This is a genomic window from Hydrogenophaga pseudoflava NBRC 102511, assembly GCF_001592285.1.
Lineage (GTDB): Bacteria > Pseudomonadota > Gammaproteobacteria > Burkholderiales > Burkholderiaceae_C > Hydrogenophaga > Hydrogenophaga pseudoflava.
The window spans coordinates 226654-248561 of sequence record NZ_BCWQ01000004.1; the positions used below are offsets into that span (position 1 = coordinate 226654).

The 21908-nt window shown below is 68.2% G+C and carries 19 protein-coding genes and 1 tRNA gene; 16 read left to right on the top strand and 4 right to left on the bottom strand.

From position 1 onward, the window contains the following. Nucleotides 1-80: 80 nt before the first annotated feature. The 9 genes from HPS01S_RS07340 (at nucleotide 81) to HPS01S_RS07380 (ending at nucleotide 10917) form a co-directional block, all read left to right on the top strand. Nucleotides 81-2435 (top strand): DNA translocase FtsK, encoded by a 2355-nt coding sequence (locus HPS01S_RS07340; RefSeq protein ID WP_066153233.1) that lies wholly within the window; start codon nucleotides 81-83, stop codon nucleotides 2433-2435. Nucleotides 2436-2480: 45 nt separating this feature from the next. Beyond that, on the top strand, nucleotides 2481-3119 hold the full coding sequence (lolA, locus tag HPS01S_RS07345; protein ID WP_066153237.1) for an outer membrane lipoprotein periplasmic chaperone LolA: 639 nt from the start codon (nucleotides 2481-2483) through the stop codon (nucleotides 3117-3119). 10 nt (nucleotides 3120-3129) lie between these two features. Next, complete coding sequence (locus HPS01S_RS07350) at nucleotides 3130-4422, top strand: replication-associated recombination protein A (RefSeq protein WP_066153240.1); 1293 nt, start codon at nucleotides 3130-3132, stop codon at nucleotides 4420-4422. A gap of 271 nt (nucleotides 4423-4693) precedes the next feature. Next, nucleotides 4694-5623 (top strand): branched-chain amino acid ABC transporter permease, encoded by a 930-nt coding sequence (locus HPS01S_RS07355; protein WP_066153243.1) that lies wholly within the window; start codon nucleotides 4694-4696, stop codon nucleotides 5621-5623. A gap of 16 nt (nucleotides 5624-5639) precedes the next feature. Then, nucleotides 5640-6737 (top strand): branched-chain amino acid ABC transporter permease, encoded by a 1098-nt coding sequence (locus HPS01S_RS07360; protein WP_066153246.1) that lies wholly within the window; start codon nucleotides 5640-5642, stop codon nucleotides 6735-6737. Between the two features lie 16 nt (nucleotides 6738-6753). Next, nucleotides 6754-7524 (top strand): ABC transporter ATP-binding protein, encoded by a 771-nt coding sequence (locus tag HPS01S_RS07365; RefSeq protein ID WP_066153250.1) that lies wholly within the window; start codon nucleotides 6754-6756, stop codon nucleotides 7522-7524. Nucleotides 7525-7543: 19 nt separating this feature from the next. Beyond that, complete coding sequence (locus HPS01S_RS07370; RefSeq protein WP_066153253.1) at nucleotides 7544-8260, top strand: ABC transporter ATP-binding protein; 717 nt, start codon at nucleotides 7544-7546, stop codon at nucleotides 8258-8260. 70 nt (nucleotides 8261-8330) lie between these two features. Continuing rightward, the gene (gene lysS, locus HPS01S_RS07375) at nucleotides 8331-9878 is read left to right on the top strand and encodes a lysine--tRNA ligase (RefSeq protein WP_066153435.1); all 1548 of its coding nucleotides are present in this window, start codon (nucleotides 8331-8333) and stop codon (nucleotides 9876-9878) included. Nucleotides 9879-9885: 7 nt separating this feature from the next. Continuing rightward, nucleotides 9886-10917 (top strand): metallophosphoesterase, encoded by a 1032-nt coding sequence (locus tag HPS01S_RS07380; protein WP_066153256.1) that lies wholly within the window; start codon nucleotides 9886-9888, stop codon nucleotides 10915-10917. Between the two features lie 10 nt (nucleotides 10918-10927). Here the strand turns inward: HPS01S_RS07380 and rpoH are convergent, their stop codons facing one another. Continuing rightward, nucleotides 10928-11884, bottom strand: coding sequence for an RNA polymerase sigma factor RpoH (rpoH, locus tag HPS01S_RS07385; protein WP_066153259.1), 957 nt, complete (start codon nucleotides 11882-11884; stop codon nucleotides 10928-10930). Nucleotides 11885-12039: 155 nt separating this feature from the next. Here rpoH and imuA point away from each other — a divergent pair, with 155 nt between their 5' ends. The 3 genes from imuA to HPS01S_RS07400 are packed head-to-tail and all read left to right on the top strand — an operon-like array spanning nucleotide 12040 to nucleotide 17212. Next, nucleotides 12040-12828: a translesion DNA synthesis-associated protein ImuA gene (gene imuA, locus HPS01S_RS07390; protein WP_066153262.1), complete on the top strand. Its 789-nt coding sequence runs from the start codon at nucleotides 12040-12042 to the stop codon at nucleotides 12826-12828. Next, nucleotides 12773-14080, top strand: coding sequence for a Y-family DNA polymerase (locus tag HPS01S_RS07395; RefSeq protein WP_066153266.1), 1308 nt, complete (start codon nucleotides 12773-12775; stop codon nucleotides 14078-14080). The genes imuA and HPS01S_RS07395 overlap by 56 nt, the downstream gene beginning before the upstream one ends. 9 nt (nucleotides 14081-14089) lie before the next feature. Next, nucleotides 14090-17212: an error-prone DNA polymerase gene (locus HPS01S_RS07400; protein WP_066153269.1), complete on the top strand. Its 3123-nt coding sequence runs from the start codon at nucleotides 14090-14092 to the stop codon at nucleotides 17210-17212. On the opposite strand, the gene HPS01S_RS07405 is transcribed toward HPS01S_RS07400, so the two are convergent. Continuing rightward, complete coding sequence (locus HPS01S_RS07405; protein WP_066153272.1) at nucleotides 17163-17882, bottom strand: Crp/Fnr family transcriptional regulator; 720 nt, start codon at nucleotides 17880-17882, stop codon at nucleotides 17163-17165. The genes HPS01S_RS07400 and HPS01S_RS07405 overlap by 50 nt on opposite strands. A 125-nt stretch (nucleotides 17883-18007) precedes the next feature. Here HPS01S_RS07405 and HPS01S_RS07410 point away from each other — a divergent pair, with 125 nt between their 5' ends. Beyond that, a complete protein-coding gene (locus tag HPS01S_RS07410) occupies nucleotides 18008-18541 on the top strand; it encodes an Mpo1 family 2-hydroxy fatty acid dioxygenase (RefSeq protein WP_066153274.1) in 534 nt (177 codons plus the stop codon). On the opposite strand, the gene HPS01S_RS07415 is transcribed toward HPS01S_RS07410, so the two are convergent. Then, a complete protein-coding gene (locus HPS01S_RS07415) occupies nucleotides 18516-18986 on the bottom strand; it encodes an EVE domain-containing protein (protein WP_066153277.1) in 471 nt (156 codons plus the stop codon). The genes HPS01S_RS07410 and HPS01S_RS07415 overlap by 26 nt on opposite strands. A gap of 72 nt (nucleotides 18987-19058) precedes the next feature. Between HPS01S_RS07415 and HPS01S_RS07420 the strand changes: the two genes are divergently transcribed. The 3 genes from HPS01S_RS07420 to HPS01S_RS07430 all read left to right on the top strand — a co-directional run bounded on the left by HPS01S_RS07420 (nucleotide 19059) and on the right by HPS01S_RS07430 (nucleotide 21691). Continuing rightward, the gene (locus tag HPS01S_RS07420) at nucleotides 19059-20279 is read left to right on the top strand and encodes a multidrug effflux MFS transporter (protein ID WP_066153280.1); all 1221 of its coding nucleotides are present in this window, start codon (nucleotides 19059-19061) and stop codon (nucleotides 20277-20279) included. A gap of 99 nt (nucleotides 20280-20378) precedes the next feature. After that, the gene (locus tag HPS01S_RS07425) at nucleotides 20379-20903 is read left to right on the top strand and encodes a DUF2889 domain-containing protein (protein ID WP_255284174.1); all 525 of its coding nucleotides are present in this window, start codon (nucleotides 20379-20381) and stop codon (nucleotides 20901-20903) included. Between the two features lie 5 nt (nucleotides 20904-20908). Then, a complete protein-coding gene (locus HPS01S_RS07430; RefSeq protein ID WP_066153286.1) occupies nucleotides 20909-21691 on the top strand; it encodes an NUDIX hydrolase in 783 nt (260 codons plus the stop codon). A 59-nt stretch (nucleotides 21692-21750) separates the two neighbouring features. Here HPS01S_RS07430 and HPS01S_RS07435 read toward each other — a convergent pair. Further along, nucleotides 21751-21842 (bottom strand) — tRNA-Ser (locus HPS01S_RS07435). Between the last annotated feature and the right edge of the window lie 66 nt (nucleotides 21843-21908).

Genomic DNA, 21908 nt, shown 5'->3' on the forward strand with positions numbered 1-21908 from the left:
ACTGGTCACATTCCGGTCTGCGGCCACGCGGATCGGGCAACCCGGTGCGGTAAGCTCGTTGCCGCAATCTGTCGAGGTCTATGACGTATTCCATCAACACGCTCAATGCCGACCGGGCGAATCCGCCTGCAAGTGGCGTCTCCCGGTTCGCCCATGAGCTGGCCCTGGTGCTGGGGGCCGCTCTGCTCGGGTTCTGGCTGATCGCTCTGCTCAGCCACAGCCTGAACGATCCTGCCTGGAGCACCACGGGCAATGAGGGCGATGTCCACAACTGGGGAGGGCAGCTGGGTGCCTGGCTGTCCGATGCCAGCTACTACCTGTTCGGCTTCTCTGTCTGGTGGCTGTTGCTGGCGGGCTGGCGCGTGTGGCTGTCGGCTCTGGCCGATCGTTTGCGGGGGCAGGATGCGGAGTGTGTCGAACCGGTCGACGCCGACGAGCCCTCTTTCTGGCGCAACCCTGCTGTTCAGCGCGCGCTCTACGGGCTTGCGCTGGTGACGCTGATGGTCGGCAGCGTGGTGTTGGAATGGAGTCGTCTGTACCGGTTTGAATCCCTGCTGCCTGGACACGGTGGGGGCGTGCTGGGACATCTTTTGGGGCCATGGGGTGTGCGCTGGCTGGGGTTCACCGGCTCGGCACTGGTCGCTCTGGCCTTGATGGTCGTGAGTGCGCCCAGAGTGTTCCAGTTTTCGTGGGGCCACTGGGCAGAGCGCCTGGGTGCCCAGTTCGACGAGTGGTTCCAGTCACGGAGGGAAAAGCGAGAGGCCGTGGAGGACCAGCGCATCGGCGAGCAGGCTGCGCGCGAACGCGAGGTGGTGGTCCAGGTGGAGCGCGACGTGATCGAGGAGCAGCACCCGACCCCGGTGGTGATCGAACCTGCGCGGGTCGAGGTACCCAAGAGCGAGCGCGTGGCCAAGGAGCGCCAGAAGCCGCTGTTCACCGAAATGCCCGACAGCAAGCTGCCGCAGGTGGACCTGCTGGACAGCGCGCCGTCCCATCAGCAAGGGGTGGACGCTCAGACGCTGGAGATGACCAGCCGCCTGATCGAAAAGAAGCTCAAGGACTTTGGCGTCGAGGTGCGGGTGGTGGCGGCTGCGCCGGGCCCGGTGATCACGCGCTACGAAATCGAGCCGGCCACGGGTGTCAAAGGCTCGCAGATTGTCAACCTGAGCCGCGACCTGGCGCGTTCGCTGTCGCTGGTGTCGATCCGCGTGATCGAGACCATACCGGGCAAGAACCTGATGGCGCTGGAACTGCCCAACGCCAAGCGCCAGACCATCAAGCTCAGCGAGATCCTGGGCTCGCAGGTGTACAACGACGCCAGGAGCCTGCTGACCATGGGTCTGGGCAAGGACATCGCCGGCCTGCCGGTGGTGGCCGACCTGGCCAAGATGCCGCACTGTCTGGTGGCCGGCACCACCGGTTCGGGCAAGTCGGTGGGCATCAACGCCATGATCCTGTCGCTGCTCTACAAGGCCGACGCCAAGGACGTGCGGCTGCTGCTGATCGACCCGAAGATGCTGGAACTGAGCGTCTACGAAGGCATTCCGCACCTGCTGTGCCCGGTGGTGACCGACATGAAGCAGGCGGCCAACGGCCTGAACTGGTGCGTGGCCGAGATGGAGAAGCGTTACAAGCTCATGAGCAAGATGGGTGTGCGCAACCTGGCCGGCTTCAATGCCAAGATCGACGAGGCCAAGGCGCGCGGCGAGCACATCGGCAACCCCTTCAGCCTCACGCCCGAACAGCCCGAGCCACTGGAGCGCCTGCCGCACATCGTGGTGGTGATCGACGAACTGGCCGACCTGATGATGGTGGTGGGCAAGAAGATCGAGGAGCTGATCGCGCGCCTGGCGCAGAAGGCGCGCGCCGCCGGCATCCACCTGATTCTGGCGACGCAGCGGCCCAGCGTGGACGTGATCACCGGCCTGATCAAGGCCAACATCCCGACCCGCATCTCCTTCCAGGTCAGCAGCAAGATCGACAGCCGCACCATCCTCGACCAGATGGGCGCCGAGAGCCTGCTGGGCATGGGCGACATGCTCTACATGCCTTCGGGCACCGGCTTCCCGATCCGCGTGCACGGCGCCTTCGTCAGCGACGACGAGGTGCACCGGGTGGCTTCTTACCTCAAGGAGCAGTATGGCGAGCCCAACTACATCGACGGCGTGCTGGAGTCGGCTGCGGGTGATGGCGAGGGTGGCGACATGTTTGGTGAAGGTGGCGGCGAGGGCGGCGAGAAGGACCCGCTGTACGACCAGGCGGTGGCCATCGTGCTGCAGGACCGCAAGGCCAGCATTTCCTACGTCCAGCGCAAGCTCAAGATCGGCTACAACCGGGCCGCCCGCCTGCTCGAAGACATGGAAAACGCCGGGCTGGTGAGTGCGCTCACCAGCAGCGGCCAGCGCGACATCCTGGTGGCGCCGCGCGGCGACTGACGCTCGCACGGAAACCTTTGCGGGGCCTGCGGCTCCCATACGCTCATGAACCACAGAACTATTTTTGCCATCGTGCTGTCCCTGGCGGCGTCGCTTGCCCGTGCCGACGGGCTGCAGGATCTCGAAACCTTCCTGCGCGAAGTGAAGAGTGCGCAGGCCAGCTTCACCCAGGTCGTGACCTCGCCCAAGCGAGAGGGCGAAGCCACCGCGCGCAGCAAGACGTCCAGCGGCCGGTTCGAGTTCCAGCGCCCGGGGCGCTTCCGCTTCGAGTACACCAAGCCGTTCGAGCAGACCATCGTGGCCGACGGCCAGACCCTGTGGCTGTACGACGTGGACCTCAACCAGGTCACGGCGCGCAAGCAGCAGGATGCGTTGGGCAGCACGCCCGCCGCGCTGATCGCCTCGGGCACCGACATCAAGGGTCTGTTCGAGGCGTTCGATCTCAAGGCCGGAGCGGCCAGGGATGGCATGGAATGGGTCGACGCCCAGCCCAAGGCGAAGGACGGGCAACTGCAGAGCGTGAAGGTCGGATTCCGGCAGGGGCAGCTGGCGGTGCTGGAGATCGTCGACGGACTCGGCCAGCGCTCGGTGCTGAGCTTTGCGCAATGGCAAGGCAATGTGGCGGTCAAACCCGAGCGTTTCCGCTTCCAGCCGCCGGCCGGTGCCGACGTCATCCGCCCCTGAACGGAGTCGCGTGGCCACCGCTGCCGCCCACCAACCGCTGGCCGAGCGCCTGCGCCCGCGCTCGCTGGGTGAGGTGATCGGCCAGCAGCACCTGCTGGGGGAGGGCATGGCGCTGCGCCTGGCCTTCGAGTCCGGTCAGCCGCACAGCTGCATCCTCTGGGGGCCGCCAGGGGTGGGCAAAACCACCATCGCGCGGCTCATGGCCGATGCCTTCGACGCCCAGTTCATCACCATCAGCGCGGTGCTGGGCGGCGTGAAGGACATCCGGGAGGCGGTGGAGCGCGCGGAGGCGGCCCGCGATGGTCTGCACGCCCAGCGCACCATCGTCTTCGTCGACGAGGTGCACCGCTTCAACAAGAGTCAGCAGGATGCGTTCCTGCCGCATGTCGAGAGCGGCCTGTTCACTTTCATCGGTGCCACCACCGAGAACCCCTCGTTCGAGGTCAATTCAGCGCTGCTGTCGCGGGCAGTGGTCTATGTGTTGCAGCCGCTGGGTGAGGACGATCTGCGCCAATTGGTGACACGTGCGCAGGGCATCGGTGCCGTGCCGGCCATTGAAAAGGCGGCCGAGGACCGTCTGATCGCTTACGCCGATGGCGATGCACGGCGTCTTCTGAACACCCTGGAAACCCTGGCGGTCGCCGCCCAGCGTGAAAAGCTGGAGCAGGTGACGGACGTGTGGCTGCTGCGCGTGCTGGGTGAGCGCATGCGCCGCTACGACAAGGGCGGCGAGCAGTTCTACGACACCATCAGCGCGCTGCACAAAAGCGTGCGCGGCTCTGATCCGGACGCGTCGCTGTACTGGTTCGTGCGCATGCTCGATGGTGGTGCGGACCCGCGCTACATGGCGCGACGGCTGATCCGCATGGCGGCCGAGGACATCGGCCTGGCCGATCCTCGGGCCCTGCGCCTGGCACTGGACTCGGCCGAGGTCTACGAACGCCTGGGGTCGCCGGAGGGCGAACTGGCTCTGGCCGAATGTGTGGTCTACCTGGCGGTGGCACCCAAGTCCAACGCGGTCTACAAGGCTTTCAACGAGGCCAAGGCCTTTGTCAAGAAAGACGGCAGCCGCCCGGTGCCCATGCATCTGCGCAATGCCCCCACGAAACTGATGAAGGATCTCGACTACGGCAAGGGCTACCGCTATGCGCACGACGAGGCAGGAGGTTTTGCGGCAGGCGAGACCTATCTGCCCGACGGCATGGCAGGCACGCAGTTCTACCGACCCGTCGACCGGGGACTGGAGATCCGCATCGGTGATAAGTTGCGGGAGCTCAAGCGGCTCAACAATCAAAAAGACTAATGAAGAGCCTGACGCGCTGATGCAGCACTTTTGGAGCGCCAAAACCGAGGGAAAACCCGCGCGGAATCAGGGCTCGCCCGCATCAGGTGTGTGCCGACCCTTGGCTACAATCCGCCTCCAACCCGCAGTCTGCCCTGTTTCAGGGTCTGGCCTGGCGGGTTTTTTGCTAAGTTGAAGCGGGTCTGAACACGGGACCCCGCGCTGCACAACGGCGCGGGATCGGATTTCCCGGTCTGGTGTCCCGGCCTGTCAAAAACACGGAGAAAACTTCATGGACGTCTTGCTGCAGCAGATCATCAACGGTCTGGTCCTGGGCAGTATGTATGCGCTGGTGGCGCTTGGGTACACGATGGTGTACGGCATCATCGGTCTCATCAACTTCGCGCACGGTGATGTGCTCATGGTCGGCGCGCTGACCAGCTGGACCATCATAGGCTGGATGAGCAACGCCTCGCCCGGCCTGCCCGGCTGGATGGTGCTGCTGCTGGCCACGGTCATTGCGATGGTGGTGTGCGGTGCGCTGAACTACACGATCGAGAAGCTGGCCTACCGGCCGCTTCGCAACTCGCCCCGGCTGGCGCCGCTGATCACCGCCATCGGCATGTCGCTGCTGCTGCAGACTTTCGCGATGATCATCTGGGAACCCAACCCCAAGGCCTATCCCGCGACCCTGTCGCGTGAGCCGATCGAGTTTGCCGGCGCCGTGATCTCGGTGACGCAGATCGTCATCCTGGCCGCGACGGCCATCACGCTGGCCTTCCTGATGTGGCTGGTGAACAAGACCAACCTGGGCCGTGCCATGCGGGCCACCGCCGAGAACCCCCGGGTCGCCGCGCTGATGGGCATCAAGCCCGACGTGGTCATCTCCGCCACCTTCATCATCGGTGCCATGCTGGCCGCCATCGCTGGCGTGATGTGGGCTTCCAACTACGGCACGGTGCAGCACGCCATGGGCTTCATGCCCGGCCTCAAGGCCTTCGTGGCCGCGGTGATGGGCGGCATCGGCAACCTGGCCGGTGCCGTGGTGGGCGGCGTCGCGCTGGGCCTGATCGAGTCGCTGGGCGCCGGTTACCTGGGCCAGCTCACCGGTGGCGTGCTGGGCAGCCAGTACGTCGACATCTTTGCCTTCATCGTGCTGGCCCTGGTGCTCACGCTGCGCCCCTCGGGCCTGCTGGGTGAGCGTGTGGCCGACCGCGCCTGACCCCGGGAGAACCATCATGACGAAGACCACTCCCGGCAAACTTGCAGTCTGGGCCCTGGCCGCCATCGCGCTGTTCATGCTGCCGCTGCTGCTGCAGGCCACAGGCAGCAATTCCTGGGTCCGCATCGTGGACCTGGCACTGCTCTATGTGCTGCTGGCCCTGGGCCTGAACATCGTGGTCGGTTACGCCGGCCTGCTGGACCTGGGCTACATCGCGTTCTTCGCGGTCGGCGCCTATCTCTATGGCCTGCTGGCCTCGCCGCACCTGGCCGAGACCTTCCCGGCCATCCAGGCGATGTTCCCCAACGGACTGCACGTCAACATCTGGCTGGTCATGCTCCTGGCGGCCGTCGTGGCCGGCGTGGTCGGCATGCTGCTCGGAGCACCGACGCTGAAGCTGCGCGGCGACTACCTGGCCATCATCACGCTGGGGTTCGGTGAAATCATCCGCATCTTCATGCTCAACCTGGATCGCCCGGTGAACATCACCAACGGACCCAAGGGCATTGCGCAGATCGATCCGCTCACCGTGTTCGGTTTCAACATGGGACAGCGCCACACGCTCACCATTGGCGACTGGAGCTACACCATTCAGCCGGTGACGCTCTATTACTACCTGTTCCTGTTCTTCGTGATCCTGTCGATCGTCCTGTCCTACCGCCTGCAGGACTCCCGCGTCGGCCGCGCCTGGATGGCCATCCGCGAAGACGAGATCGCCGCCAAGGCCATGGGCCTGAACACGCGCAACCTCAAGCTGCTGGCCTTCGGCATGGGCGCCACCTTCGGCGGCATGTCGGGTGTGCTGTTCGCCTCGTTCCAGCGCTTCGTGTCGCCCGAATCCTTCTCGCTGATGGAGTCGGTGATGGTGGTGGCGATGGTGGTGGTGGGCGGCATCGGCCACATCCCGGGCGTGATCCTGGGGGCGCTGCTGCTGGCTGGTCTGCCTGAGGTGCTGCGCCACGTGGCCGGCCCGCTGACCGAACTGACCGGTGGCCGCCTCGGCCCTGAAATCCTGCGCCAACTCCTGATCGCCCTGGCGATGGTGGTGGTGATGCTGTTGCGTCCGAAGGGACTCTGGCCCGCGCCCGAACACGGCAAGTCGTTGGCCAAGTGAGCGAGAGGACACGAACATGAGCGAAACCATTCTCAAAGTCGCCAACGTCTCCAAGCGCTTTGGCGGTCTGCAGGCCCTCAGCGATGTGGGCATCACCATCCAGCGTGGCCAGGTCTATGGCCTGATCGGCCCCAACGGCGCCGGCAAGACCACCTTTTTCAACGTGCTGACCGGCCTCTACACGCCCGACAGCGGCACCTTCGAGCTGGCCGGCAAGCCCTACACGCCGACGGCCGTGCACGAAGTGGCCAAGGCCGGCATTGCCCGCACCTTCCAGAACATCCGCCTGTTCGCAGAAATGACGGCGCTGGAGAACGTGATGGTCGGGCGCCACGTGCGCACCCACTCGGGCATCCTGGGGGCCGTGCTGCGCACCCCTGGCTTCAAGAAGGAAGAGGCAGAAATCGCCGCCCGTGCGAAGGAACTGCTCGACTACGTGGGCATCGGCAAGCTGGCCGACTACAAGTCGCGCACCCTGAGCTACGGCGACCAGCGCCGGCTGGAGATTGCACGCGCGCTGGCGACCGACCCGCAGCTGATCGCGCTGGACGAGCCGGCGGCCGGCATGAACGCCACCGAAAAGGTGCAGCTGCGCGAGCTGATCGACCGCATCCGCAACGACAACCGCACCATCCTGCTGATCGAACACGACGTGAAGCTGGTGATGGGCCTGTGCGACCGCGTGACCGTGCTCGACTACGGCAAGCAGCTCTCGTCCGGCACGCCGGCCGAGGTGCAGAGCGATCCCAAGGTGATCGAGGCGTATCTGGGCACGGGCGGCCACTGAAAGAGAGAGCGAGAACAACATGGCAAACACACTCCTCAAAGTCAGCGGCCTGAAGGTGGCGTACGGCGGCATCAAGGCCGTCAAAGGCGTCGACCTGGAAGTGCGCGAAGGCGAACTGATTTCCCTGATCGGCTCCAACGGCGCCGGCAAGACCACCACCATGAAAGCCATCACCGGCTCTCTGGGCTTCGAAGGCGGCGACATCGAGTACCTGGGCCAGAGCATCAAGGGCCGTGGCGCCTGGGATCTGGTCAAGCAGGGCCTGGCGATGGTGCCGGAAGGCCGCGGCGTCTTCACCCGCATGACCATCACCGAGAACCTGCTGATGGGCGCCTACATCCGCACCGACAAGGCCGGCATCGAGGCCGACATCGAGCGCATGTTCGGCATCTTCCCGCGCCTGAAAGAGCGCAAGGACCAGCTGGCAGGCACCATGTCGGGCGGCGAGCAGCAGATGCTGGCGATGGCCCGCGCGCTGATGAGCCAGCCCAAGGTGCTGCTGCTGGACGAGCCATCGATGGGGCTGTCGCCGATCATGGTCGACAAGATCTTCGAGGTGGTGCGCGACGTCTCCGCCCAGGGCGTGACCATCGTGCTGGTGGAGCAGAACGCCCAGCGCGCGCTGCAGATCGCCGACCGCGGCTATGTGATGGACTCCGGTCTGATCACCATGACGGGCGCCGGCAAGGACCTGCTGGTGGATCCGAAGGTGCGAGAGGCCTACCTCGGTCATTGACCGTTTCGCGGAAAACTACAATGACGGGTTGCGCTTTTGTGGCGCAACCCGTTTTTATTTGTCCAACACCATGACCACCGAACACGCCCACGCCATCCCCGCCGCCGACGACAACCAGCTGATTGCGGAGCGGCGCGAGAAACTCAAAGGCCTGCGCGAGGCGCAGCAGCGCGGCGAGGGCGTGGCGTTTCCCAACGATTTCAAACCGCGCGACACGGCCGAGGCGCTGTTCGCCGCGCACGGCGAATCGAGCAAGGAAGCGCTGGAGGCGAACCCGGTGCGCGCCTGTGTCTCGGGCCGCATGATGCTCAAGCGCGTGATGGGCAAGGCCTGTTTTGCGACCATCCAGGATTCGTCCTTCGGCCCCAGCGGCGGCCGCATCCAGCTCTACCTGAACACCGACAGCGTGGGTGAAGAGAAGCTGGCCGCCTTCAAGCACTGGGACCTGGGCGACATCGTGGCGGCCGAAGGTGTGCTGATGCGCACCCGCACCGGCGAGCTGTCCATCCACGCCGACCAGATCCGCCTGATCACCAAGAGCCTGCGCCCGCTGCCCGACAAGTTCCACGGCGTGGCCGACCAGGAAATCAAATACCGCCAGCGCTATGTGGACCTGATGACCGACGAAGGCGCCCGCAAGCGCTTCGTCACGCGCAGCAAGGCCCTGGCCAGCATCCGCGACTTCATGGTCGGTCACGGCTTCCTCGAAGTCGAAACACCCATGCTGCACCCCATCCCCGGCGGCGCCAATGCCAAGCCGTTCAAGACGCACCACAACGCGCTGGACCAGGAGATGTTCCTGCGCATCGCGCCTGAGCTCTACCTCAAGCGCCTGCTGGTCGGCGGCTTCGAGCGTGTGTTCGAGATCAACCGCAACTTCCGCAACGAAGGTATCTCGGTCCGCCACAACCCCGAATTCACCATGATGGAGTTCTACGCGGCGTACTGGAACTACCAGGACCTGATGGACTTCAACGAGCAGCTGATCCGTCATGTCGTGAAGCAAGTGCATGGCGACACGCCACTGACCTACAACGGCCAGCCGGTGGACGTGTTCTCGCCCTTCGAGCGCCTGACCATACGCGAAGCCATCCTCAAGTACACCGACGCCGGCGCCGGCGTGGACGACCCGGCCTGGCTGATCCCGGCCCTGCGCAAGCTGGGCATGAGCGAAGAGAAGCACCAGCTCTCGACCCGCTCGCTCGCCAGCCTGCAGGTGCTGTATTTCGAGGAGACGGTGGAAGAGAAGCTCTGGAACCCGACCTTCATCATGGAGCACCCGACCGAGATTTCGCCGCTGGCCCGGGCCAACGACGACCGGCCCGAGGTGACCGAGCGCTTCGAGCTCTACATCACCGGCCGCGAGTTCGGCAACGCCTTCTCCGAGCTGAACGACGCCGAGGACCAGGCCGCGCGCTTCCACGCCCAGGTCGCGGCAAAGGACGGCGGCGACGAAGAGGCGATGTACTACGACGCCGACTTCATCCGCGCGCTCGAATACGGCATGCCGCCGGCCGGTGGCTGCGGCATCGGCATCGACCGCCTGATGATGCTGCTGACCGACTCGCCCAGCATCCGCGACGTGATCCTGTTCCCCGCGCTGCGCCGCGAACACTGACGCCACCGTGAGCGACCTGCAGCGCCTGGACCGCCGCGTCTGGTGGCTGGTCGGCGGGGCGCTGCTGCTGTCGCTGGCCATCACGGCCTGGGACCACTGGGGGCGCTGGCACACCCCGCGCCTGGAAGTGCGCAACTTCGTCATGCTCTGGCTCTACTGGGCGCCGCGCCTGGCGGGGCTGCCGCTGCTGGTGGGCCTGTGGCTGCGCTGGCGCATCGAGCGTGGCGCGCGCCGCTGGCGCCACCCGGTCTATGCGGCTTTGGTGCTGGTGGGCCTGTGGTCGTCGTGGATCGAGCCTTACTGGATCCGCGTGCGCCACACCACCCTGTCCGGCATTCCGGCCGAAGCACAGCCGCTGAAGTTGGCGCTGGTCGCCGACATCCACTGGGGCCTGTTCTTCCGCGACCGGCAGCTGGACGATCTGGTGAACCGCCTCAACGCCATGGATGTGGACGCGGTGATCGTCGCGGGCGACTGGACGCACGAGCCGACGCAGGACCTGCGTGCGGGCTTCGCACCGCTGGCCCGTCTGCGTCATCCGGTCTGGGGCGTGCTGGGCAACCACGATGTGCAGGCGCCGGGGCCGAAACTCACCGCGCCGCTGCGCGAAGCGCTGACGCAGCACGGTGTTCGCCTGATCGAAGGGCAGGCCGTGCCCTTGAAGGGCTGGGAGCTGGTGGGCCTGGACGATCAGTGGGGCGGGCGGCCACAGCCGCAGATTGAGCGCCTCTGGCCAGGCGGCCTCAGCAACGACTCAACCCGGCGGCTGGTGGTGGTGCACCAGCCCGACACCGTGGCCCTGCTGCCGAAGGGCGCGGCGTTCCTGTCCATGGCCGGGCACACCCATGGTGGGCAGATCTGGATTCCCGGTTTTTCGCCCTGGTTCCTGCGCAAGACCAATTCCCTGCAGCCCTGGTGGAACGGGCTGTACGGCACAAGGGCCGGGCAGCTGCTGGTGACGCCCGGTGTGGGCACGATCGGCCTGCCGGCGCGGCTGGGGGTGCGGCCGACCATCGACCGCATCGATCTCGTGCGCTGAGCACGCGGGCTCAGGCGAATTCGGCCAGGGCCTTGCGCATCTTCTTCATGGCCGCGACCTCGATCTGGCGGATGCGCTCGGCGCTCACGCCGTACTCGGCGGCCAGTTCGTGCAGCGTCATGCCGCCCGAGCCGTCGTCGTTCACCTTGAGCCAGCGCTCGGTCACGATGCGGCGCGAGCGGTCGTCCAGTTCGCCCATGGCCTGCGCGATGCCTTCGGTGGCCAGCACGTCGCGCTGGGCCGATTCGATCATCGCGGTTGGCTCGTGGTTGGCGTCGGCCAGCCAGGCGATCGGGCCGTAGGTCTCTTCGCCGTCGTCTGCCGGCGAGGGGTCGAGCACCACGTCGCCGCCGGACAGGCGGGTCTCCATCTCGCGCACTTCCTCGGGCTTGACCTTGAGGTCGCGCGCGACCACGTCGATCTCGCTGTCGGACAGGGCCTCGCGGTGGGTGTCGCCTTCGGCGGCCTCGGCGCGGAAGCCCTGCTTCATCGAGCGCAGGTTGAAGAACAGCTTTCGCTGGGCCTTGGTCGTGGCGACCTTGACCATGCGCCAGTTCTTCAGGATGTATTCGTGGATCTCGGCCTTGATCCAGTGGATCGCGTAGCTCACCAGGCGCACGCCCTGGTCGGGGTCGAAGCGCTTGACGGCCTTCATCAGGCCCACGTTGCCTTCCTGGATCAGGTCGCCGTGCGGCAGGCCGTAGCCCAGGTACTGGCGGGCGATGGACACCACCAGGCGCAGGTGCGACATCACCAACTGGCCGGCGGCTTCCAGGTCGTTGTGGTCGCGCAGGCGGCGGGCGGCCGACTGCTCTTCTTCGAGCGTCAGCAGCGGCATGCGGTTGACGGCGGAGATGTACGCGTCCAGATTGCCCAGCGGCGGCAGCGTCAGCGAACGGTTCCACGGGCTGGCGACGGCCAGCGTGGTGGTCGGCAGGGCGGCGGGGGCGAGCAGGGTGGTGGACATGTGAAGAACCTCCTCAGTGGTCTTGCAGAAATGTTAGCACTCTCTATGAGTGAGTGCTAATTGAATGGTTCCATGACCGTGATATCCGGGGGTGGACAATCGGTTCGATTTCTTTTACTGTACATAAAAACAGTATTTGAATCCTTGCTGCCACCATGCCCACCCCGTTCATCCGCCCGTCCGGCGATCTGCCGGCCAGCCTGTCCGCCATGGTCTGGCGCGGCGATGCGCTGGGCCGGCCGGTCACGGCCAGCTGCGCCAGCGGGTTCGGGGCGCTTGACGCAGCCTTGCCGGGCGGGGGCTGGCCCGGATTCGGGCTGACCGAGCTGTTGTCGAGCCCAGCGGGTGCCCTGGAGTTCCGCCTGCTGGGGCCGGCGCTGGGCCGGGTCTGTGCCACCGGGCGGGAGGTGGTGCTGGTCGGGCCGCCGCAGCCACCGCACCTGCCGGGTCTGCTGCCGTACGGCGTCACAGCCCGGCAGCTGGTCTGGGTGCAGGCCGATACCCCGTCCGAGCGCCTCTGGGCCACCGAACAGCTGGTCAAGGCCGGCAGCTGCGGGGCGGTGCTGGCCTGGCTGCCCCAGGCACGGCCGGCGCAGCTGAGGCGCCTGCAGGTGCTGGCCAGTGAGCACGAAGGCCCGGTGTGGCTGTGCCGGCCGGCAGTCTCAGCGCGCGAATCGTCGGCGGCGCCCCTGCGCCTGCTGGTGCGTCCGGGTGCCGGCTGGGCCCTGGCGGTCGACGTGATCAAGCGCAAGGGCCCACCACTGGCGCACACGCTGCAGCTGCCGGCGCTGCCGGCCGGGCTGTCGGCGGTGCTGCCGCCCCGGCTGCTGGACCTGGACCTGGGCCATGGAGCCGCCGACCGTTTCCCTGTTCCTCGCGAGGCCGACCATGCTGTGGTCCGCACTCCGACTGCCGAGCACCGACGACCCGCCGTCCCCCACTGACGCGGCGCTGCAGGCGCTGGCGGTCTGGGCGCTGCAGTTCACGCCCCGTGTCGCCATCGCCGAAGAGGCCGTGTTGCTGGAGGTGGCGGCCAGCCTGCGCCTGTTCGGCGGGCGGGCGGCGCTGCGCGAACGGCTCTGGGGCGAGGCGCAGGAACTGGGGGCGGTGGCCCTGGCCTGGGCACCCAACGCCCTGGCCGCGCTGGCGCTGGCGCGCGCGGAGGTGGAGGACGGGGTGTCGCCGCCGCTGGCGCGCGCGCTGGACGCGCTGCCGATGGCGACCCTGAGCGCCGTGCGGCCGCACCAGCCGACCCTGGCGCGCATCGGCTGTCGCACGCTGGGCGATCTGCGGCGGCTGCCGCGCGCGGGGCTGGCGCGGCGGTTCGATGCGGCGCTGCTGGCGGCGCTGGACCAGGCCTACGGCCGCGCCCCCGAGACGCACGTCTGGGTCACGCTGCCGGCGGTGTTCGATGCGCGGCTGGAGCTGCCGCACCGGGTGGACAGCGCGGAAGCCCTGGTCTTCGGCGCGCGCCGCCTGCTGCTGCAGCTTGCGGCCTGGCTGTCGGCGCGGCACAGCGGCGTGACGGCGTTCACCCTGCACTGGGCGCACGACGCGATGCGCTCGCGCGGGGTGAGCGAGGGCGGGCAGCTGACCGTGCGCACGGCCGAGCCCACGCGCGAGGCCGGGCACCTCGCGCGGCTGCTGGCCGAGCACCTCTCGCATGTCGCGCTGGCCGCCCCGGTGGGTGATCTGCGGCTGACGGCCGAAGGCGTGGTGCCGCTGGCGCCGCAGAGCGCGTCGTGGCTGCCCGACGACGCCCGCGGCCGGGAGCCGCTGGCCCTGGTGCTGGAGCGGTTGGCGGTGCGGCTGGGCGAGGACCGGGTGGTCCGGCCGCTGCTGTGCGAAGACCACCGGCCCGAGGCGATGGGCCGCTGGCAGCCGGCCGCGCAGGCGCTGCCGCGCGGGGCCTGGCCGGTGGTGCCCGCGGGGCCGCAGCCATCCTTGCTGCTGGACCGGCCGCTGAAGCTGCTGGTGCGCCAGCACCGGCCGCTGTACCAGGGCGAGCTGCAGCTGCTGCTCGGTCCCCAGCGCGTGGAGGGCGGCTGGTGGGACCGCGACGAGGCCGCAGGTCACTCCCGCCACGCGGTGCGCGACTACTGGGTCGCCCAGTCGCCGCTGGCGGGGGTGCTGTGGGTGTTCCAGACGCGGCTGGCGCAAGAGCCGGCCTGGTTTCTTCACGGCTTTTTTGCTTGAAGACCAGCCATGTCCCTGCCCGACTACGCCGAGCTGCTGTGCTGCTCCAACTTCACGTTCCTGCGCGGCGCCAGCCACGCCGAGGAACTGGTGCTGCGCGCCCAGGCCATGGGCTACACCGCACTGGCCGTCACCGACGAATGCTCCATGGCCGGCATCGCACGGGCGCACGTGGCCGCCAAAAAGCACGGCCTGCCGCTCATCGTGGGCAGCCAGTTCCGCGTGCAGGCCGAGGGCGGCCCCAGCGGCGACTTCACCCTGCTGCTGCTGGCCACGAATCTCCACGGCTATGGCAACCTCTGCGAGCTCATCACGCGGCTGCGCCGCTCGGCCGACAAGGGCACGTACCGACTGCGGCTCGGCGATGTGAACCCAGAGGCCCTGACCGACTGCCTGGCCATCGCCGTGCCGCCGCGCGGCACCACACAAGACCAGTGCAACGCCACCGCGCAATGGTTGCTCGGCGCCTTCCTGGGGCGTTGCTGGCTGGGCGTGACGCAGCTGGGCCGGCTGGATGACGCCATCCACCTGCACCGCCTGCGCGAGGCCGGCGCGCTCACGGCCGTGCCGCTGGTGGCGGTGGGCGATGTGCACATGCACGTGCGCTCGCGAAAGCCGCTGCAGGATGTGCTGACCGCCATCCGCATTGGCCGGCCGCTGACAGAGTGCGGCTTCGCGCTCGCGCCCAACGCCGAGCAGCACCTGCGCACCCGCGTGCGGCTGGCACAGAGCTTTCCGCCCGATCTGCTGGCCGAAACTCTGCACATTGCCGGCCGCTGCACGAAGTGGTCGCTGGACGAGCTGCGCTACCAGTACCCGGCCGAGGTGGTGCCCGAAGGCCGGACGCCGGCGCAGCATCTGCGTGCGCTCACCGAAGCCGGCGCCGCCGCGCACTGGCCGGCGGGTGTGCCGGGCAAAGTGCGCGACCAGATCGAACACGAACTCGCCCTCATCACCGAGCTGGGCTACGAGCACTACTTCCTCACCGTGCACGACATCGTGGCCTTCGCGCGTGGCGAAGGCATCCTCTGCCAGGGCCGTGGCTCGGCCGCCAACAGCGCGGTCTGCTATTGCCTGGGCGTGACGGCGGTGGACCCGGCGCGCTCCTCGCTGCTGTTCGAGCGCTTCCTCTCGAAAGAGCGCAACGAGCCGCCCGACATCGACGTGGACTTCGAACACGAGCGGCGCGAAGAGGTCATCCAGTACCTCTACAGAAAGTACGGGCGCGACCGCGCCGCGCTGACGGCCACCGTCATCAGCTACCGCCCGCGCAGCACGGTGCGCGACGTGGGCAAGGCCCTGGGCTTTGACGACGAGCTGCTGGAGCGGCTGGCGCGCGACCACCGCTGGTGGGACGAGGACGGCCTGGCCGACACGCGGCTGCGCGAGGCCGGGCTGGACCCGGACAGCCTGGCGGCGCGCCAGTTCGTCACCCTGGTCAAGCAGTTGCTAGGCTTCCCGCGCCACCTCTCGCAGCACACCGGCGGCTTTGTGCTCACCAGCGGACCGCTGGCGCGGCTGGTGCCGATCGAGAACGCGTCCATGCCCGACCGCACGGTGATCCAGTGGGACAAGGACGACCTGGATGCCATGAGGCTGCTCAAGGTGGACGTGCTGGCCCTGGGCATGCTCACCGCGATCCGCAAGTCGCTGGACTTCATCGGCCAGCGCCGTGGACGGCCCATGCCGATGCACACCATCCCCGACGGGGACGAGGCCACCTACGACATGATCTGCGCCGCCGACACCGTGGGCGTGTTCCAGATCGAAAGCCGCGCGCAGATGGCCATGCTGCCGCGCCTGCGGCCGCGCACCTTCTACGACCTGGTGGTCGAGGTCGCGCTGGTGCGGCCCGGCCCGATCCAGGGCGGGGCGGTGCATCCGTATCTGCGGCGCCGCCAGGGCAAGGAAGACGTCGATTACCCCAAGGGCCTGGAGGCCGCGCTGGAACGCACGCTGGGCGTGCCGGTGTTCCAGGAGCAGTGCATGCAGATCGCCATGATCGCGGCCGACTTCACCCCCGGCGAGGCCGACGGCCTGCGCCGCGCCATGGGCGCCTGGCGGCGCACCGGCGGCCTGGGGGCCTACGAACACCGGCTGATCGACGGCATGACGCGCAACGACTACCCGCTCGAATTCGCGCAGCGCGTGGTCGAACAGGTCAAGGGCTTCTCCAGCTACGGCTTCCCAGAAAGCCACGCGGTCAGCTTTGCGCTGCTGGTCTACGACAGCTGCTGGATCAAGCGCCACCACCCGGCCGAGTTCCTGGCCGCCATGCTCAACAGCCAGCCGCTGGGCTTCTACACCCCCAGCCAGCTGGTGCAGGACGCGCAGCGCCACGGCGTGGTGGTGCGACCGGTGGACGTGGGCCACAGCGACTGGGACTGCACGCTCGAAGACATGCCCGCGCCCGAGGCACCGGGCCACCCGGTGGTGCGGCTGGGGCTTTGGCTGGTGAGCGGACTGTCCAAAGAAGAGGCCTTGCGCATCAGCGCCGCCCGCGCCGAACGGCCCTTCACCAGCACCGAGGATCTGGCCCTGCGCGCGCAACTCGACCGCCAGACCCTGCAGCAACTGGCCGCCGCCGACGCGCTGCAGAGCCTGGCCGGCCACCGCCGCCAGCAGGTCTGGGACGCCTCCGCGCTGCAGGCGGCGCCCGCCATCCTGCGCCGCGCGCCGGTCAACGAGGCCACGCTTGCACTCGACGAAGCGCCCGAAGGCGAGGCCATCGTCTGGGACTACGCGAGCACCAGCCTGACCCTGCGCCGGCACCCGCTGGCCCTGCTGCGCGAGCGGCTGCAAAAGCGCCGCTTCATGACCGCCGAACAACTGAAGGCCGCGCCCGACGGCCGCCTGGTGCGCGCCTGCGGCATCGTCACCTGCCGCCAGCAGCCGGGCACCTCGCAAGGTGTGGTCTTCGTGACGCTGGAGGACGAGACCGGTACGGTGCAGGTCATCGTCTGGCGCGCGCTGCGCGAGCGCCAGCGCGCCGAGCTCACCGGCTCACGCCTGCTGGCTGTGCACGGCGTCTGGCAGCGCGAAGGGGAGGTCTGCAACCTGATCGCCGGCCGGCTGGAAAACCTCAACCCGCTGCTGGGCCGGCTGGCGCCGGGGAGCCGGGATTTTCACTAGGGGCCGGCAGCTCGATCTCCCCATAGTGCAGCCGCAGCCGCCCGCCGGCTTCCAGCGCCTTGAGCGCCTTGTTGATGCTCTGGCGGCTCACGCCCAGCATCTGGGCCAGCAGCTCCTGCGACAGGCGGATGCGCCGGCGCGGCGCGTCGCGGCTGCCGTAGCCGCGGGCCACCAGCTGCAGCCGGCGCCACACGCGCTCTTCCAGCGGCAGCTGGGCCAGCTCTTCCACCGCGATGAACAGCACACGCAGCTTGCGGCAGGCCAGCCGAGCCAGTTCGCGCCACATCGCCGGGTGGGTGTCCAGCCAGGCCAGCAGCGCCTCTCGCGGCACCACCAGCACTTGGGTGGGACCGTCGGCCACGGCGTCGTGGGTGCGCGGGCGACCGTCGATGAGCGAGATCTCGCCGAACCATTGGTAGGGCTCCAGGTAGGCGAGCAAGGCGTTGTGGCCCTCGGCGTTGAGGGCGCCAATGCGCAACGCGCCCGCGACCACGGCACACAGGCCGTCGGCTTCGCCGCCACGCGCGAAAAGCGGTTCACCGGGCACCAGGTGGCGCATGCGGGCCAGGCGCAGCAACTCGGCCTGCAGCGCCGGGTCGCAGGCGCTGAACCATTCATCGCTGGCCAGGGCAGTGTGCAGGCCGGGCGGGGCCGGGGTGGATGCGGGCATGGCGGCTAGGGGTTTGCCCGCAAGACGGTGCGGTGCCGGCGGGGTTTGTCGAAATTTTGACAGACGCCCTGGCGCCGTACCGCCATCCTTGCCGCTTTCACGGCTGCCACGACAAGGAGACACGCATGGACACCGCCACCCGCCAGCTGATCGAGTACGCGCGCTACCACCGCGACCCGCGCAACATCGCGACCCACTTTGTCGGCATCCCGCTGATCGCCTTCGGCATCGCGGTGATACTGGCGCGCGTGCCGCTGGGCGGGGCCGATGCCCTGCTGCCGGGCGCGCACTGGCTGGTCTGGGCGCTGACAGGCGTCTGGTACTTGAGGCAAGGGCGCTGGTCGCTGACGGTGCCCACCCTCGCGGTGCTGGGGGCGATGGTGGCGCTGGCCGATCCCCTCGCTGAGGCGGACATGCCCTCCTGGCTCGCCTGGGGGCTGGGCAGCTTTGTGGTCGGCTGGGTGTTCCAGGCGGTCGGGCATGTGTGGGAAGGCCGCAAACCGGCCTTTTTCGACGACCTGCGCGGCCTGCTCGTGGGCCCGATGTTCCTGGTGGCCGAGGTGCAGATGGCGGTGGGTTTGCAGCGCGACGTGCGCGCGGCGGTGATCGCCGGCGCCGGCCCGATGCGCGTTGTCAATCGCCCAACAGCCGCCGAGTGATGAAGGTCCAGTGCGCCTCGCTCACCGGCGTGATCGAGAGCCGGCTGCCGCGCTGCAGCACCACCATCTCGGCCAGCTCGGGCGTGGCGCGCAACTCGGGCAGACCGATCAGCCGGGTCTTCTTCAGCGCCTGCACATCCCGCAGCAGCCAGCGCGGTTTGTCGGGTGAGGACTTGGGGTCGAAGTAGGGCGAGGCCGGGTCGAACTGTGTCGGGTCGGGACGGATCTCGGACGCCACACGCGCCAGGCCCACGATGCCCGGTTCGGCGCAGCTGGAGTGGTAGAACAGCACGCCGTCGCCCACCTGCATCGCGTCGCGCATGAAGTTGCGCGCCTGGTAGTTGCGCACGCCGGTCCAGGGCACGGAGGCGCCGGGCGCGGCCAGGGCGTCGTCGATCGAGCACTCCTCGGGCTCGGACTTCATCAGCCAGTACTGGGTGTTCATGGCGCCATGTTAGCGGGGGGTATCTCGCAGTGGACGCGGGGCCTGCCCGAATCACGGTAGCCTCGGGGCTCCATGACCGAAACCTCTGCCCGCCCCGCTCCCCACGGCCTGCTGATCGCCAACCTGCTGGCTCAGCTTGCCTTCGGCCTGTTGGCCATGACCATCTGCCTGCCGTCGATGCAGGAATGGGGTGCGATCTTCGGCTCCAGCCAGGCGGCGGTGCAGCTGACCTTCAGCGGCTACGTCGTCACCTACGGCTCGCTGCAACTGGTCTATGGCCCGCTGTCGGATCGGCTGGGCCGCAAGCGCATCCTGATGATCGGACTGGTCATCGCCTTCGCCGGTTCGGTGATGGCGGTCTTCGCGCCCGACCTGCCGACCCTGGTGCTGGCGCGGCTGCTGCAGGGGGCGGGCAGTGCGGCCTGCATGGTGATTGGCCGGGCGCTGGTGCAGGACCTGTTCGCCGGGCCCGAGCGCACGCGCGTGATGGCCTACGTGGGCATGGCCATGGGCCTGTGTCCCCCGCTGGCCACCATCATCGGCGGGCAACTGCATGTGCGCCTGGGCTGGCAGTCGAACTTCGTCGTCATGGCGGTGCTCGCCGTGCTGCTGTTCATCGCGGCCTGGCGCGGCCTGCCCGAGCACCAGAGCGGCACCGGCGTGCAGCCGCACTGGCTCAAGGCCATGCTCTCGTCCTACGCACAGCTGGCGCGCGAACCTTCGTTCGGGCTGCACGTGTTGCTGCTGGCCATGACCACCGCCACCTTTTACGCCTTCCTCGGTGGCGCGCCCATCGTGCTGGGCAGCTATGGCGTCAAGCCCGACGGCATCGGCTTCTACATCATGGCAATCCCGGGTTCCTACATCCTGGGCAACTACCTGACCACGCACCTGTCGCACCGAATCAGCGAGCGCCGCATCATGCGGCTTGGACAGATCCTCACGGTCGGCGGAGTGGCGCTGATGCTGCTGCTGGCGCTGATGGGGCTGAACACACCGCTGGCGTTTGCGCTGCCGCTGGTGCTGCTGGGCATCGGCCACGGCCTGCTGGTGCCGCCGGCGCTGGCCGGCACGGTGGGCTTGCTGCCGGCGCTGGCAGGGTCGGCCGCCGCCGTGGCCGGCCTGTCGCAGCAGCTCATGGGCGCGGTCGGTGGGTTTGCCGTCGGCCTGTTCCACCACGAGGGCGCGGTCAACCTGGGCTGGCTGATGCTGGGCCTGGCGCTGTGCGGTGCCGCCGCGCAGTGGCGCCTGCACCGCGGCCAGCAGCCGCCACCTCCGCAGCGCCTCGGGTGACATGACCGGGCCGGCGCTGCGGAGACAATGGCGTCTGTTTGTCTGTTCCCCGATGGAGCTTCTGCCTTGCCCCTGCCGCCGCCCGTTGCCCGCACCCCCATGCACACCCGCCGCGTCGAGTACCGCGGCTTCTGCCGCGACGACGGCCTGTGGGACATCGAGGGCGAGATGCTCGACACCAAGCCGCACGCCTTCGAGATCGAGGGCGAGGGGGAATGGGCACCCCACGAGCCGATCCACCACATGAGCATCCGGGTCACGGTCGACGAGGCCATGGTGATCCGTGATGTGCAGGTCTGCATGGATGCCCACCCGCACGACCCCTGCCCGCAGGCCATGCCGCCGATGCAGGGCCTGATCGGCGAGACGCTGGGCAAGGGCTGGCGCAAGACCATTGAACGCCACTTGGGCGGCACCATCGGCTGCACCCACCTGCGCGAGCTGCTGTTCAATCTGGCCACTGCGGCCTTCCAGACCCGCTCGTCCTCGTTTGCGCCTGCAGGCGACGGACGTCCGCCCATGCACCTGGGCCAGTGCAAGGCCTGGGCCTTCGATGGACCGGTGGTCGAGAAGGTCTACCCCATGTTCTTCCGCTGGCAGCCACCACCGAAAGCCGCCGGCTGATCCGCATGGCCATCGAGATCCACTTCGACGCGGTCGACTGCGCGCCAATCGACTCCGCCACCGTGATGGTGCTGCGCGATGGCGCGCGCGGCCTGGAGGTGCTGATGGTGCGCCGCCACGGGGATTCGGGCGTGCTGGGTGGCGTGCACGTGTTCCCGGGTGGCAAGCTGGACGCGCAGGACAGCGAGGCGGCGCTGCCGGGCCTGGACCACGACGCCGGCTGGTTTGCACAGGCGCTGGCCGAGCCCGGTCTGGCGCCGGTGGTGGCGCGCGGCCTGTTCGCCTCGGCGCTGCGCGAGACCCGCGAGGAATGCGCGCTGGCGCTGCCAGCGGATTCGTTGTGGCCCTGGTCACGGTGGATCACGCCACGCAAGCCGTCGGTGACCCGCAAGCGCTTCGACACCCGCTTCTTCGTTGCCGTCGCGCCGCCGGACCAGGAGGCGGTGCACGACGACTTCGAGGCCACCGAGGTGGTGTGGGTGCCTCCGGCCGAAGGCTTGCGGCGCTACTGGGCCGGCGAGATCGACCTGGCGCCGCCGCAGATCATGAGCCTGGTGCAGCTGGTGCGCATCCGGGATGTGGTCGGGGCGCTCGACCTGGCTCGCCAGCGCCCGCCGGCCCTGATCGAGCCGCAGCCGTTCGACGACCACGGCGAGCGCGTGATCTGCTACCCGGGTGATCCCGCGCACCCGGTGCGCGAGCCCGCCTGGATCGGGCCGACACGGCTGCGCTACCGCAACCGGCGCTTCGAGCCAGAGGGCGGTCTGGCGGCCCTGCTGGGGGACTGAACAACGCTCAGAAACGACAACGCCCACTCGGAAGTGGGCGCTGAAGTGGAACGAATTCCTGGCGGAGAAGGAGGGATTCGAACCCTCGATACAGGAGATCCTGTATGCCGGATTTCGAATCCGGTGCATTCGACCACTCTGCCACCTCTCCGCGGTCAAGCTCTGCATTCTAGCAGCAGCTTGGGTGTCGCTTTTTCCGCGACTCACAGGTCCGGGC

Excerpts from the sequence above, each read along its gene's own strand:
- imuA (WP_066153262.1), top strand. The coding sequence starts at position 12,040 with ATGCCCACCCCGTTCATCCGCCCGTCCGGCGATCTGCCGGCCAGCCTG.
- HPS01S_RS07395 (WP_066153266.1), top strand. The coding sequence starts at position 12,773 with ATGCTGTGGTCCGCACTCCGACTGCCGAGCACCGACGACCCGCCGTCC.
- HPS01S_RS07420 (WP_066153280.1), top strand. The coding sequence starts at position 19,059 with ATGACCGAAACCTCTGCCCGCCCCGCTCCCCACGGCCTGCTGATCGCC.
- HPS01S_RS07360 (WP_066153246.1), top strand. The coding sequence starts at position 5,640 with ATGACGAAGACCACTCCCGGCAAACTTGCAGTCTGGGCCCTGGCCGCC.
- lolA (WP_066153237.1), top strand. The coding sequence starts at position 2,481 with ATGAACCACAGAACTATTTTTGCCATCGTGCTGTCCCTGGCGGCGTCG.
- HPS01S_RS07370 (WP_066153253.1), top strand. The coding sequence starts at position 7,544 with ATGGCAAACACACTCCTCAAAGTCAGCGGCCTGAAGGTGGCGTACGGC.
- HPS01S_RS07400 (WP_066153269.1), top strand. The coding sequence starts at position 14,090 with ATGTCCCTGCCCGACTACGCCGAGCTGCTGTGCTGCTCCAACTTCACG.
- HPS01S_RS07365 (WP_066153250.1), top strand. The coding sequence starts at position 6,754 with ATGAGCGAAACCATTCTCAAAGTCGCCAACGTCTCCAAGCGCTTTGGC.
- HPS01S_RS07405 (WP_066153272.1), bottom strand. The coding sequence starts at position 17,882 with ATGCCCGCATCCACCCCGGCCCCGCCCGGCCTGCACACTGCCCTGGCC.
- HPS01S_RS07430 (WP_066153286.1), top strand. The coding sequence starts at position 20,909 with ATGGCCATCGAGATCCACTTCGACGCGGTCGACTGCGCGCCAATCGAC.
- HPS01S_RS07410 (WP_066153274.1), top strand. The coding sequence starts at position 18,008 with ATGGACACCGCCACCCGCCAGCTGATCGAGTACGCGCGCTACCACCGC.
- HPS01S_RS07425 (WP_255284174.1), top strand. The coding sequence starts at position 20,379 with ATGCACACCCGCCGCGTCGAGTACCGCGGCTTCTGCCGCGACGACGGC.
- HPS01S_RS07355 (WP_066153243.1), top strand. The coding sequence starts at position 4,694 with ATGGACGTCTTGCTGCAGCAGATCATCAACGGTCTGGTCCTGGGCAGT.
- HPS01S_RS07415 (WP_066153277.1), bottom strand. The coding sequence starts at position 18,986 with ATGAACACCCAGTACTGGCTGATGAAGTCCGAGCCCGAGGAGTGCTCG.
- HPS01S_RS07340 (WP_066153233.1), top strand. The coding sequence starts at position 81 with ATGACGTATTCCATCAACACGCTCAATGCCGACCGGGCGAATCCGCCT.
- rpoH (WP_066153259.1), bottom strand. The coding sequence starts at position 11,884 with ATGTCCACCACCCTGCTCGCCCCCGCCGCCCTGCCGACCACCACGCTG.
- lysS (WP_066153435.1), top strand. The coding sequence starts at position 8,331 with ATGACCACCGAACACGCCCACGCCATCCCCGCCGCCGACGACAACCAG.